The organism is Flavobacterium sasangense DSM 21067 (assembly GCF_000686885.1).
In the GTDB taxonomy this organism is placed as follows: Bacteria; Bacteroidota; Bacteroidia; order Flavobacteriales; family Flavobacteriaceae; genus Flavobacterium; species Flavobacterium sasangense.
The window spans coordinates 112,875-125,954 of the sequence record NZ_JMLU01000004.1 but is presented as its reverse complement, the minus strand read 5'-3'; the positions used below and the strand labels follow the sequence as shown (position 1 = coordinate 125,954).

Here is a 13,080-nt window from a genome sequence, read left to right as displayed (position 1 = left end):
AACAATTTTGAAGTTTTCCCAACCAATATCTGTATTTTTGAATTTTAAATTTTATTAGCATGGAAATGGCTTCTCTTACAGGAACAATAAAGGTTATATTTTATATTATACTCTTTTATTATTTGTTTAAGTTTTTAATGCGAATTTTTGCTCCAATTTTAATGCAAAAGGCCGTAAATAAAATGCAAGAACAAATGCAGGAACAGTACAGACAACAACAAGAACAACAAAATAGAACTTCTCAAGCAAGTGCTCCAGCCCCAAAACCTAAAAAAGAAGTGGGTGAATACATTGATTACGAAGAAGTGAAATAATTGTTAGTTTAACAAGATTACTCCCAAGGATATTTTAACAATATCCTTTTTTTAATTACTTTAGCGCCTTATATTCATTATTTACTACACATGAAAAATATCAAAGCATTATATCCTCATTTATTGGTTTTAGTAGGGTTTATTTTGGTTTCCCTAATTTATTTTTACCCAGTTTTACAAGGAAATAAAATTTTCCAATCCGATATTGTTCAATATACCGGAATGGCTAAAGAACAAAATGACTTTAGAAATGAAACGGGTGAAGAGCCGTATTGGACAAATAGTGCTTTTGGAGGAATGCCAACCTATCAGTTAGGTGCAAAATATCCAAATGATGTTATTGGAATGGTAGATGATGGGTTACGATTTTTACCTCGCCCTGCGGATTATTTATTCCTTTATTTCTTAGGGTTTTATGTGTTGTTGATGGTGTTAAAAGTAGATCCGTTAAAAGCATTTTTCGGAGCGTTAGCCTTTGGATTTTCAACGTATTTGATTATTATTTTAGGAGTTGGACACAATGCTAAAGCTCACGCCATCGCTTATATGCCAATGGTAATTGCAGGAGTTTTATTGGTTTTCCAACGAAAATATGTAATTGGAGGTTTGCTTACTATGGTCGCAGCAGCATTAGAAATTAATGCGAATCACTTCCAAATGACGTATTACTTATTACTCTTATTAGCGATAATCGGAGTGTATTATGTGGTAATTGCAGTTAAGAATAAGGAATTTAAAGAATTAGGAAAAATTATTGGAGTATTTGCTGTTGCAGGAATTTTAGCCATAGGTGCCAATGCTACTAATTTAATGGCAACTTCAGAATATGCCAATCACAGTATCCGCGGGAAAAGCGAATTAACTTTTAATGCCGATGGTTCCAAAAACACCGAAGATTCATCCATGAAGTATGAATACATAACGGAATATAGTTATGGTGTTACGGAAAGTTTTAACTTAATTGCACCAAGACTTTTTGGAGGTGGAAATGGAGAAGAATTAGACGAAAAATCAGCTTTATATGAGTTTTTATTGAATTATGGCGCTACACCACCAGAAGCCTTACAAACGGTTCAATATTACGGGAAAACATATTGGGGAGAACAACCAATTGTTGAAGCACCAGCTTACATTGGAGCAATTGTGTTTTTCTTAGCGGTTTTAGGATTATATCACGATAAGCGAAAAGTTAAATATTTATTCCTAGCTGGAGCCATTCTTTCTTTATTGCTTTCATGGGGTAAAAATTTTGATGCTTTGACGAGATTCTTTGTTGATTTCGTGCCTTTGTATGATAAATTCCGTGCGGTTTCTTCTATTCAGGTAGTGTTGGAGTTATGTTTTCCAGTATTAGCCATTATGGGACTTCAATCTTTTTTTACTTCGGAAAAAGAAGCACAATGGACAAGTTTATGGAAAGCTGCTGCTACTAGTTTAGGATTAGTAGTTGTATTATACTTAGCAAAAGGATTCTTTAATTTTTCAGCTCCAATCGACCAACAATTGATGCAAATGTTTGGTGAAAGCCAAGATAAATCATTCGGAATCAATTTTATAAACGCCTTAAAAGAAGATAGAATAAATTTCTATACTAGCGATTTAATGCGTTCAGGTTTATTCATGTTAGCTGTAGCGATTGTTTTATGGTTGTATATCCAAAAAAAATTGGCACAAACTACAGCTGTTGTATTGGTTGGATTCTTTATGGTTTCCGATTTATTTATGGTCGATAAACGTTATTTGAATAACAATCCAAGTCAATTTAGAAGTGCCCGCGAAGTAGATATGCCTTTTGAACCAACAGAAGCTGATAAGCAAATTTTACAAGACACGTCAAATTACAGAGTATACGAAATTCAAGGAAGATTGCAAGGAAGAACGTCTTATTTCCATAAAGCAGTTGGAGGTTATAGCGCTGTTCGCCCAAGAAGAGTTGACCAGTTATTTGAATATAACATTGAGAAAAATATTGAAAAATTAGCAAGTTCAATAGATATGCAAACCTATAGTTTTACAAAAAGCAATCCAGTTTTGGATATGTTAAATGTAAAATATGTAATTGTTCCTACTGGCAATGGCGACGTTCCCGTTACCAATCCTTTTGCTAATGGAAATGCATGGTTTGTAGAAGAAATTAAGCTTGTAAAATCTGCCAATGAAGAAATCAAAGCGTTGGATACTTTGGATACAAAAAGAGTGGCTATTTTTAGAACTATTGATGCTACAAAATATTTAAAAGCACCTGCACTTCCTATTTCAAATTTAGAATATGAAAAAGATTCTATTTCATCAATAAATTTAGTTGCCTACAAACCAAATCATTTGAAATACGTTTCAAATAACAGCAGTGAAGGCTTCGCGGTTTTCTCTGAAATGTATTATAAGAACGGTTGGAAAGCAACGATAGATGGAAAAGAGGCTGAAATTTTGAATGTAAATTACGTCTTAAGAGGTTTACAAATTCCAGCAGGAAAACATACTATCGAATTCAAATTTGAACCAGAAGTGATAAAAACAGGAAGTACAATCGCATTAATGAGTTCAATCGGAATGCTTTTATTAATTGGAGCTGGAGTTTATTTTGAGAATAAGAAAAAGCATAATTAGTTTGGAACGTGGAAAACACAGATTTTCTCTGTTTACTATGTTAAGTGAAACGCTTTTCTATAAATTATTAAAGTAGACCTATGTGTCTATGTGTTTAAAAAATATAAAGTTGCAACCAACCAAAAAAATACTCATTATATCGTATTACTGGCCACCAGCAGGAGGTCCAGGTGTACAGCGTTGGTTGAAATTTGTCAAATATTTACCCGATTTTAATATCGAACCTCACGTTTATATTCCTGAAAATCCAACTTATCCGTTGGTTGATGAGAAATTATTGAGTGAAGTTTCGGATAAAGCTATTATTATCAAAAAACCGATTTTTGAACCTTACGGATTAGCTTCTGTTTTTTCAAAAAATAAGACCAAAAAAATCAGTTCCGGAATTATTCCGAATCAAAAAAAGCAATCGTTTATAGAAAAAGCAATGCTTTGGATTCGTGGCAACGTTTTTATTCCAGATGCAAGAGTATTTTGGGTGAAACCTTCGGTTAAATTCTTGAAACAATATCTTCAAGAAAATCAAATCGATACGATAATTACAACGGGTCCACCACATAGTTTGCATTTGATTGGTTTGCAATTAAAAAGAGAACTCAATATTACTTGGTTGGCCGATTTTCGTGATCCTTGGACAACTATTGGCTATCACAAACAACTAAAATTAAGTTCTTGGGCAGCCAAAAAACACAAAGATTTGGAAAAAGAAGTCATGACGACTTGTGACCGACTTTTAGTTACTTCTCCAACCACAAAAACAGAATTTGAAGCCATTACTTCAAAACCAATTGAAGTGATTACCAATGGATATGATGTGGAACAAGTGGATAAAAAATCTTTGGATGAAAAATTTACTTTAGCACATATTGGTTCGTTTTTATCTGCAAGAAATCCAAGAATTTTATGGAAAGCTTTGAAAGAATTGACCAAAGAAAACCCACATTTTAAAAATCATTTTCAATTAAAATTGATTGGAGCGGTGAGTGCTGAGGTACTTCAGGCGATTAAAGAATTTAAGTTAGAAAAATATGTGAATCATTTGGGCTATTTGCCACACGATGAAGCCATAATCGAACAAAGAAGTTCACAAGTTTTATTGCTTATCGAAATTGATTCGGAAGAAACCAAATGCATTATTCCTGGAAAATTATTTGAATATATGGTTTCAGAACGACCAATTGTGGCTATCGGACCAGAACATGCTGATTTCGCTCAAATTATTAAAGAAACCAATACGGGAACTTTCTTCAAATATGACGAATTAGAAGCTTTAAAAGCACAAATTCTGACCTATTTCGAGCAATTTCAGCAAAATAATTTAAAAGTATATCCAGTAGGTTTGCAACAATACAGCAGAAAATCATTGACAGAAAAATTAGCCAAACTGCTAATCACTAGTCACTAATCACTTTTTACTAAAAATATGGGAATCGTCATCAAACAATCGATTAAAAACACCATCATTACTTACATTGGTTTTGGAATTGGTGCGATTAATACGTTGTTCATGTACGGACAATTTCTAGGTGATACTTATTATGGTTTGGTGGGATTTATACTATCCGCTGCTAACATTATGATGCCTTTAATGGCGTTTGGAGTTCATAATACTTTGGTGAAATTTTATAACGAATACGAAACAGAAGAAAAAAAAGCACAATTTCTAACTTTTGTATTGGTTTTGCCTTTATTGATAGTGCTTCCGGTAAGTTTAATCGGGTTTTTTGGTTACCACCAAATAGCGAGTTTATTGTCTCAAAAAAATCAAATTGTTTACGATTATGTGTGGCAAATTCCTGTGATTGGATTGTGTATGGGGTATTTCGAGATTTTTTATGCCTGGGTAAAAGTGCATTTGCAATCGGTTTATGGTAGCTTTGTAAAAGAAGTTTTGCTTCGGATTCTGATTTCCATATTCTTATTTGCGGTTTATTTTGATGTGATTTCGCCACAACAATTCGTTTTTACTTTGATGGGAATTTACTTTTTATTGCTTTTAACGATGTTTTTTTATGCGATGAAAGTGAAATTACCTCATTTTAAGCTAGTTTTTCCAGATAATTATAAAGCAATTTTAACCTATTGTTTTTTTATCATCTTATCAGGAAGTGTAGCAAATATGTTGTTAGATGTCGATAAATTCATGCTGAATTTTTACATCAACATTGATAATATCGCTTTTTATTCGGTTGCTATATTTATTGCGACGGTTATTGCGGTTCCTAGTCGTGCGATGCATCAAATTACGTATCCTATTACGGCTAAATTAATGAGCGAAAATAAACACGATGAATTAAATGAATTGTATAAAAAGTCTTCAATTACGCTACAAGTTATTGGTGGATTAATTTTGATAGGTATTTTAGTGAATATCAATGAATTATATGGTGTTTTGCCAGCTGGATATAAAGAAGGAATTGCTGTCGTTTTCCTAATTGGAATTTCAAAGTATTTCGATTTGATTTTAGGAAATAATAATTCGATCATTTTTAATTCGAAGTATTATAAAGCGGTTTTATTTTTAGGATTGTTCTTAGTCTTTCTAACGGTTTCTCTAAATATGATTTTCATTCCGCTTTATGGCTTGAATGGAGCAGCAATAGCAACGTTAATTTCGATTACGTTATATAGTTTAGCTAAACTACTTTTTGTAGTGCTTAAAATGAAGTTATTTCCGTTTACAAAAAATACAATCGTAGCTTTAGTTTTAGCAATAGTAAGTTTTGGAGTATTTTATTATTGGGATTTTAGCTTTCATCCTTTCGTAAATATTATCTTGAAATCTATTTTAGTAACCATTTTCTACTTAGGATTGAGTTATTATTTAAAAATTTCTTCTGATATCAATTTTGTGATGAACTCTGTTTTCAAGAGAATTCTGAAGAAATAATAAAGATTTTTTTAATTTCTTTGATTAATTCAATCTGTGTTCCAAATAAATTTTTTTAAAATTTAAAAACAAAAAATCCTGCTTCATCTTCCCAGAATCCGCAGGATTTAAAAACAAACTAACCAACCAATTATTATTTATCTTTTTTCATTTCTAAAGTTTCTCTTTTGATTTCTTTTACGTCATCTTCAGACATTTTGGCTTTAGAGCCATCTTTTCTATAGTAGTAAAAGTCATCATCACTTTCGTAATCATCATCATAATCGTCATCGTAGCCATAACCACCATTTCCTCCAGAATAATGCTCTCCTCTTGGGTTGTAAACATATCCGCTGTTTGCATAGTTGATAAAGCCATATACATCTACAATTCTTCCTCTTCTGTCGTACATAATTCGCATATTTCCAACTCTAGTTACTGCAAAACTATTATAGCTCATGTAGATAGTTCCAATGCGTTTTACTCTTCCAAAAGCGTCGTAGTTAATGTAAACATTCCCTACACGTCTTACTCTACCAAAGTTATCATGCTCAACTCGAATTCCTCTTTCAGAAGTTCCGTAATAACCTCTTGTGCCAGGAGCTCCATTTGTACCGTTTACTGCATATCTTGGTCCTGATGGTCTTGTGTTGAAGTCGAATTCTCCATTTGGAAACAACATAAACTCAATTCCGCGCTCTCTGAAGATAATAGGCTCTGCATCTCTATAATCGATGTAATATCCTCTTCTGTTTGTGTTGTCAGAAAAAACAGGATTTTCTGACGCTAAAGCCATGTTCCCTACCAGAAGGATACTGGCTACTACTAAAAGTGTAATTTTTTTCATGATACAACAATTTAAAAATTTAGCAACTCAATTTTAAAACTCGTTTCTAAAACTTGTTGCTTGATTAGGTATTTTCAATTGCTGTGCCAAACTCAAAAAAAGTGTTGTAAACGATTTGTTAATGAGTTGTTATTAATTTTAACGCGTTAATAATTTCAAATTTTAATAGGACTTTTTTATTAAAAATGAGATTGACTTTTTTTGTTGACTTTTAAAAGACTACTTTTGAAAATTGTATTTTAAAGAAAAAATTATGAAGCAATTTTTATACATTTTGATGTTTGCTGCAGTTGGAATTTTTGCCATGATTGAGCAATCAAAACCAGCTCCAAATCGATTTATCATGATAGGAGCAATGGCTGTTTTTATGTTTGGATTATTTAGATTGATGAAGAAAATTCCATCTAAAAATGATGGAGAAAACGAAGAAGAAAATGATACAGAAATTTGAAATAGGAGATAAGGTTGCGGTTTTAGACGACAACATTTCGGGAGTAGTAATTAAGGTTCAAAATGATGAGATTTCAGTGGAAACTACTCATAATTTTGTGATGACATTTTTTGTCAACGAATTGGTTAAAATAAACAATTCCAATGATTTAAGTGGTTTTTTCTCCACTCAAAGTTTAAGTTCTGTTTTAAAAGATAAAGAAGAGCCAAAAAAACGCAGTTTTGTCAAAGAAAAGCGTTCTCGTAAGGATGAATTTGTCTTAGAAGTAGATTTGCATATCGAAAAATTAGTACCTTCAAAACGCGGAATGAGCAACTATGATATTTTAACTTTGCAAATGGAAACTGCAAAACGCCAACTCGATTTTGCTATCAAAAATAGGATGCCAAAAGTGGTGTTTATTCACGGCGTTGGTGAAGGTGTTTTGAAAGCCGAATTGGATTTTATGTTGGGACGTTATGACAACATTTCATTCCAAGATGCGAACTATCAAAAATATGGTTTAGGAGCAACTGAAGTGTATATTAAGCAAAATGTGAAGTAAGATTTTGGATGATAATTTCACTCCCATTTCACTTCTAGAAATAAAAAAAGGACTACTCGAATTTGAATAGTCCTTTTATTTTTTTGAATATTTTTATCTAATTCGTTTCGTAATTACCAAAATTATATTCCGTAAAACTAAACGAATTCGAACTTCCGGAAAAGTTTACATTAACAAATTTAATGTTATGATTATATCCAGTTATTGTAATTCCATCTGAAGCGTAAAGTGCATCTGTAATGATTTCAATTGTTCCTCCTGTAGCATTCCATTCTTTTTTTACTACTGGTGTAGCAGGTGGAATAGTTGCACAAATATTATTAGCACTTACATTGTCTGAATATATTCTATAGATAATCTGATTCGATGTACTTACATTTATTATTCGTGGGCTTCCATCAGGAGTTTCAACGTTGGCAAAACTCGATTCGGGAATATTAATTAATAACATTTCATCTCCATTAATTTTGAAAATCAAATTATTATCAGGGCATTCTTGAATATTAACCGTATCAAAATTGAAAGATTCTAGCGTAATATCGCCATCATCACAAGCTTGTAGCATAAAAACCGAGGCTACTAAAACTATAAGTTTTTTCATGTATTCATCTAATTTGTGCAACAAAAATAAAGGTTTTAATTTATTAATTTGCTAAACTTTGTTAATTTCAATACGAATTGATTTTAAGATTTCTAAAATAAAATGATTTGTATCTTTGCCTTATGAAAAAAGTGTATTTAGATAACGCCGCAACTACGCCAATTCATCCAGAAGTGATTACTGCGATGATGAACGTGCTTCAAAACGATTTTGGAAACCCATCTTCCACCCACAGTTTTGGTCGAAGTGCCAAGACTTTATTGGAATCATCCCGAAAATCCATTGCGAAATTGCTTAATGCACAAGCTTCTGAAATTATTTTCACATCAAGTGCTACAGAAGCCACAAACTGGATTCTGACTAGTGCTGTTAAGGATTTGGGAATTAAACGCATCATTACAACTAAAATCGAACATCACGCTACGTTACATACTGTCGAACATCTAGCAAAAGAGTTCGGAATTCAAGTTGAATATGTAACGATTTTACCTAATGGAAATATTGATTATCATGATTTAGCTGATAAATTGCATTCAGAAGTTCCAACATTAGTATCATTAATCCACGTAAATAACGAAATAGGAACGATTTTAGACATCAAACGTGTTTCAGGCTTATGTAAGTATGCAAAAGCACTTTTTCATTGCGATACTGTGCAATCTATTGGAAAAACGAATTTAGATGTACAAGAGTCGGGAATTGATTTTTTAGTAGCTTCTGCACATAAATTTCATGGTCCAAAAGGAGTAGGTTTTGCCTACATTAAAAAGAATTCCATGTTACAACCTATGATTTTCGGAGGCGAGCAAGAAAAAGGCATGCGTGCCGGAACCGAAGCGGTACATCAAGTCGTAGGAATGGCAAAAGCTTTAGAATTAGCTTACGCGAATTTAGAAAACGATGAACAATATATTTCCGATTTAAAAAACTATTGCTTTTCAGAATTAAAAAAAGTGTTTCCAGAAGTAAAAATCAACGGAGAAAATACGTTTTATAACCTTTTAAACATCCAGTTGCCTTTATCGGAAGAAAAGACTTCAATGTTGTTATTTACGTTGGATATGAAAGGAATTGCCGTTTCACGCGGAAGTGCTTGTCAAAGTGGAAGTATCAAGCCATCGCACGTTTTAGCCGAATTTCTATCACCAGAAGAGACCAAAAAACCAAGTTTACGCATTTCATTTAGTCATTTTAATACAAAAGAAGATATTGATTTCTTGGTTGAGGCTTTGAAACAAGCATAACTATTACCGTCACTTCGAGTGATTTTTAAAAGAAAAAATGCTAATTTTTGCTTTTAAAAATTGTATCGAGAACTATAGCAACGATTTTCCTTCTTCAGTTCTCGATGCATTTTGTATTTGGAAATCTGAGGCTTTCCAAACACAAAACACTCGAAGTGACGTTAGTGGAATTTCGATTTGAAACATAAAAAAACACGAATTACATAAACCATGCAATTCGTGTTCAATAAGTTAATCAGGAAACTATAATTTCCCCATATTCTGAGCCAATGTCTCAATAAATTTTGTGATTGGTCCTTTGATCATCATGGCCATCATTGGATTGAAATCGCCTTCAAAAGCTAATTGCACTTCTGTGTTATCAGCATCAATTGCGTTTAAGTTTCCAGTTAATGTAAAAGGCAATTTACTTGAAGCTGCTCCTAAAACGATTTGCGAATTTGGAGTTCCTCCTTTTTTTACCAATTTAATTTCTGGCATTCCTTTTAAGCCGAATTCAAAGCAATTTTCGTCGATTACTTCAAATTTTGCGATATTTTCAGGCATTAATTTTTCGAAATTCTTAACGTCGTTCAAAGCGTTGAATAAATATTCAGCTGATTTTGCTACGTTTACTTTTGGACTTTCTAAGTTCATATGTTTTTTTGTTTATTGTTGATGTTTTATTATTTGTGATTTAAACTTCTACATTCCATTCAGAAGGATTGGCGTTCCAAGCGCTTAATGTTTCCAATTCGTTTTCTGAAACATATTGTTTGTCAACTGCTTTTTGCAATAAATTTTCGTAATTACTTAAAGTAAAAACATCTAAATTAGCCTCTTCAAAACGTTCTTTTGAAACTGGAAAGCCATAGGTGAAAATCGCTGCCATTCCTTTTACATTAGCACCTTCGTTGCGTAAAGCTTCAACAGCTAACAAACTGCTTCCGCCAGTCGAAATCAAATCTTCTACAACTACTACGTTTTGTCCTTTTTGCAAGAAACCTTCTACTTGGTTTTGTCTTCCGTGTTTTTTTGGCTCTGGACGAACGTATACAAAAGGTAATCCCATGGTTTCGGCAACTAGAATTCCGATACCAATAGCACCTGTTGCAACGCCTGCAATCACATCTGGTTTGCCAAATTTTTCTTCAATATGTTTGGCAAATTCATCGCGAATATAATTTCTAACCGCTGGAAATGAAAGTATTATGCGGTTGTCGCAATAAATCGGTGACTTCCAGCCTGAAGCCCACGTAAAAGGATTTTTAGAATTTAATTTAATTGCGTTTATTTGTAAAAGCAATTCGGCTGTTTGTTGTGCTGTGTTGTTATTAAAAATCATATTGCAAATGTATAAAGTTTTTGTGAACGATAAGCCACTTTTTTTGACAAATCAGGTTCAAAAAGAAACCGATTTCAAACTTTTTTTATTGGAAAGTGTTGATATCAAAAAGTTAATCGTTAAAATTTTTCAGAATAAAATTCAGAAAGCCTTTCTGTATCATCCTGATGAAAAATTGATAATGAAAACGCTTCGTGCGAAATTACCCGTTGAAAAAGCAGGTGGTGGATTGGTTTATAACAATGACGGCGATGTGCTTTTTATTTTCAGAAACGGCAAATGGGATTTACCAAAAGGCGGTACAGAAAAAAACGAAACCATTGAAGAAACCGCTATCCGAGAAGTGGAGGAAGAAACTGGCGTTACAGGATTAGCTATTACCGAAAAACTACAAAGAACCTACCATATTTTCAAACGTAACGGTCGCTACAAACTAAAAATTACGCAATGGTTTGAAATGCGCACCAAATATGAAGGCACACCACAAGGTCAAGCCGATGAAGGAATTGAACGTGTGGAATGGGTAAATCCTAAGGATATAAAGTTTTTATTAGAGAACTCGTACGAGAATATTAAGTTGTTGTTTGAGACGGAATTGGTTAATAATAGCATTTAACACTATTTTGTGATACAAGATTAAATTCATTCTATAATTTTGTACTCAAATGAAAAAGAAATTATTAAAATACTTTTATTTAGTAGTACTAACATTCATTGGGAATATTGTATTTGCAAATTCCAATATAGATTTTAGTGCAAATTCTTTTTCAAAAACAATTTCCTCTGATGAAGAATTCCATTTACAGGAATTAGAAAAGCTAGTTGTATTTTACAAACAAACAGATGCTAACTACGAGACTCATCATGATAAAATAGAAATATCAGAATCTGAACTAGAGCAAGAAGATACTGAATATTCTATATTTGATAATTATTTTAATTTCTTTTCTGCATATTTTGATACTAATGTATGCGCTAACCATTCACAATTTATTCAAAACAGACTTGCTCCTTGCAAGTATATAGATTATTTATCTACAATTCCTTCCCGCAATATATTCTATTGTGTTTTTAGAATTTGATTTAATATTTTTTTTTAGTTACTAAACAGAAATCAATACTTACGATTTCTGGAGATTTTACATTTCATTACAAAAAAAATATTTATTCAATTTTAAAATAAAAAAAATGGCTAAAAGAATTTTTATGCTTTTAAGCTTAGGTGGTATTTTATTACTATCTAGTTGTGGACACAAAGAAGAAACAAAGGAAGAAGAAGCAAAGTTTTTAGTTTCAAATCCGCTTGAAAAAGATACCGTTGTTGATAGAAAATATGTTGCCCAAATTCACTCAATTCGTCACATTGAATTAAGAGCTTTAGAGCGTGGTTATTTGCAAAACATTTTTGTAGATGAAGGGCAATTTGTTTCTAAAGGACAAAAAATGTTTAGAATTATGCCTAATGTTTATGAAGCAGAATTATCTAAATCAAAAGCTGAAGCACAATCTGCATTAATAGAATACCAAAACACAAAGGCTTTAGCTGAAAAGAATGTGGTTTCTAAAAATGAATTGGCACTAGCAAAAGCAAGATTAGCAAAAGCTAATGCCGAAGTTAGTTTGGCGCAAACTCATTTAGGTTTTACCGATATAAGAGCTCCTTTTTCTGGAATTATGAATCATTTAGAAGCCAGAGAAGGTAGTTTATTAGATGAAGGAGATTTATTAACTACACTTTCTGATAATAGCAAAATGTGGGTTTATTTCAATGTTCCCGAAGCTGAGTATTTGAACTACGTTACCAAAAAGGCTAAAGGAGAAATGATTAAAGTAAACTTAGAAATGGCTAATGGTTCAATTTTTAGCCAAGAAGGAGTAGTTGAAACTATCGAAGGAGAGTTTAATAACGAAACAGGGAATATTGCTTTTAGAGCAACTTTTAACAATCCAGATAAAATATTGAGGCATGGCGAAACTGGAAATGTAATAGTTAGAAACAATTACAAAAAAGCGCTATTGATTCCTCAAAAAGCAACTTTTGAAGTTTTAGATAAGAAATTTGTTTTTGTTATTGATAAAGACAATACAGTTAAACAGAGAGAAATAACAGTAGCCGAGGAAGAGATTCCCTATTTGTTTATTGTTAAAAGTGGACTTTCTATAGGAGATAAGATTCTTTTAGATGGATTACGAAAAGTGAAGAATGGTCAAAAAATTCATATTGACTATCAAGCGCCTAATAAGGTGTTTTCCAACTTAAATCTTTACGCAGAATAACC

The 13,080-nt window shown here is 32.3% G+C and carries 14 protein-coding genes; 10 read left to right on the top strand and 4 right to left on the bottom strand.

The annotated features are described in order from the left end of the window. The first annotated feature begins 161 nt into the window (after positions 1 to 161). The 4 genes from BP92_RS17325 to BP92_RS0104940 all read left to right on the top strand — a co-directional run bounded on the left by BP92_RS17325 (position 162) and on the right by BP92_RS0104940 (position 5,811). Positions 162 to 314 (top strand): DUF4834 family protein, encoded by a 153-nt coding sequence (locus BP92_RS17325; RefSeq protein WP_228063935.1) that lies wholly within the window; start codon positions 162 to 164, stop codon positions 312 to 314. Positions 315 to 404: 90 nt separating this feature from the next. Continuing rightward, a complete protein-coding gene (locus BP92_RS0104950) occupies positions 405 to 2,921 on the top strand; it encodes a YfhO family protein (RefSeq protein ID WP_026725035.1) in 2,517 nt (838 codons plus the stop codon). A gap of 109 nt (positions 2,922 to 3,030) precedes the next feature. Beyond that, positions 3,031 to 4,326 carry a glycosyltransferase family 4 protein gene (locus tag BP92_RS0104945; RefSeq protein WP_026725034.1) on the top strand — a complete coding sequence of 432 codons (1,296 nt, stop codon included), beginning with the start codon at positions 3,031 to 3,033 and terminating at the stop codon, positions 4,324 to 4,326. Between the two features lie 18 nt (positions 4,327 to 4,344). Continuing rightward, entirely contained in the window at positions 4,345 to 5,811 is a 1,467-nt protein-coding gene (locus BP92_RS0104940) for an oligosaccharide flippase family protein (protein WP_026725033.1), read from the top strand. Between the two features lie 133 nt (positions 5,812 to 5,944). On the opposite strand, the gene BP92_RS0104935 is transcribed toward BP92_RS0104940, so the two are convergent. Beyond that, a complete protein-coding gene (locus BP92_RS0104935) occupies positions 5,945 to 6,637 on the bottom strand; it encodes a hypothetical protein (protein ID WP_026725032.1) in 693 nt (230 codons plus the stop codon). A 253-nt stretch (positions 6,638 to 6,890) separates the two neighbouring features. On the opposite strand from BP92_RS0104935, the gene BP92_RS0104930 reads away from it, so the two are divergent. Both BP92_RS0104930 and BP92_RS0104925 read left to right on the top strand, forming a co-directional pair. After that, complete coding sequence (locus BP92_RS0104930) at positions 6,891 to 7,088, top strand: hypothetical protein (protein ID WP_026725031.1); 198 nt, start codon at positions 6,891 to 6,893, stop codon at positions 7,086 to 7,088. After that, positions 7,072 to 7,632 (top strand): Smr/MutS family protein, encoded by a 561-nt coding sequence (locus tag BP92_RS0104925; RefSeq protein ID WP_026725030.1) that lies wholly within the window; start codon positions 7,072 to 7,074, stop codon positions 7,630 to 7,632. The genes BP92_RS0104930 and BP92_RS0104925 overlap by 17 nt, the downstream gene beginning before the upstream one ends. Positions 7,633 to 7,729: 97 nt before the next feature. On the opposite strand, the gene BP92_RS15805 is transcribed toward BP92_RS0104925, so the two are convergent. Beyond that, positions 7,730 to 8,233, bottom strand: coding sequence for a hypothetical protein (locus BP92_RS15805; RefSeq protein ID WP_026725029.1), 504 nt, complete (start codon positions 8,231 to 8,233; stop codon positions 7,730 to 7,732). 122 nt (positions 8,234 to 8,355) lie between these two features. On the opposite strand from BP92_RS15805, the gene BP92_RS0104915 reads away from it, so the two are divergent. Then, on the top strand, positions 8,356 to 9,477 hold the full coding sequence (locus BP92_RS0104915; protein ID WP_026725028.1) for a cysteine desulfurase family protein: 1,122 nt from the start codon (positions 8,356 to 8,358) through the stop codon (positions 9,475 to 9,477). A 243-nt stretch (positions 9,478 to 9,720) separates the two neighbouring features. On the opposite strand, the gene BP92_RS0104905 is transcribed toward BP92_RS0104915, so the two are convergent. Both BP92_RS0104905 and pyrE read right to left on the bottom strand, forming a co-directional pair. After that, a complete protein-coding gene (locus BP92_RS0104905; RefSeq protein WP_026725027.1) occupies positions 9,721 to 10,113 on the bottom strand; it encodes a hypothetical protein in 393 nt (130 codons plus the stop codon). Between the two features lie 40 nt (positions 10,114 to 10,153). Further along, positions 10,154 to 10,801, bottom strand: coding sequence for an orotate phosphoribosyltransferase (gene pyrE / locus BP92_RS0104900; RefSeq protein ID WP_026725026.1), 648 nt, complete (start codon positions 10,799 to 10,801; stop codon positions 10,154 to 10,156). 7 nt (positions 10,802 to 10,808) lie between these two features. Here pyrE and BP92_RS0104895 point away from each other — a divergent pair, with 7 nt between their 5' ends. From BP92_RS0104895 to BP92_RS0104885, 3 genes are all read left to right on the top strand, one after another. Beyond that, positions 10,809 to 11,417 (top strand): NUDIX hydrolase, encoded by a 609-nt coding sequence (locus BP92_RS0104895; RefSeq protein ID WP_026725025.1) that lies wholly within the window; start codon positions 10,809 to 10,811, stop codon positions 11,415 to 11,417. Between the two features lie 49 nt (positions 11,418 to 11,466). Continuing rightward, positions 11,467 to 11,883: a hypothetical protein gene (locus BP92_RS0104890; RefSeq protein WP_026725024.1), complete on the top strand. Its 417-nt coding sequence runs from the start codon at positions 11,467 to 11,469 to the stop codon at positions 11,881 to 11,883. Positions 11,884 to 11,989: 106 nt separating this feature from the next. Continuing rightward, complete coding sequence (locus BP92_RS0104885; protein WP_026725023.1) at positions 11,990 to 13,078, top strand: efflux RND transporter periplasmic adaptor subunit; 1,089 nt, start codon at positions 11,990 to 11,992, stop codon at positions 13,076 to 13,078. Positions 13,079 to 13,080 lie beyond the last annotated feature (2 nt).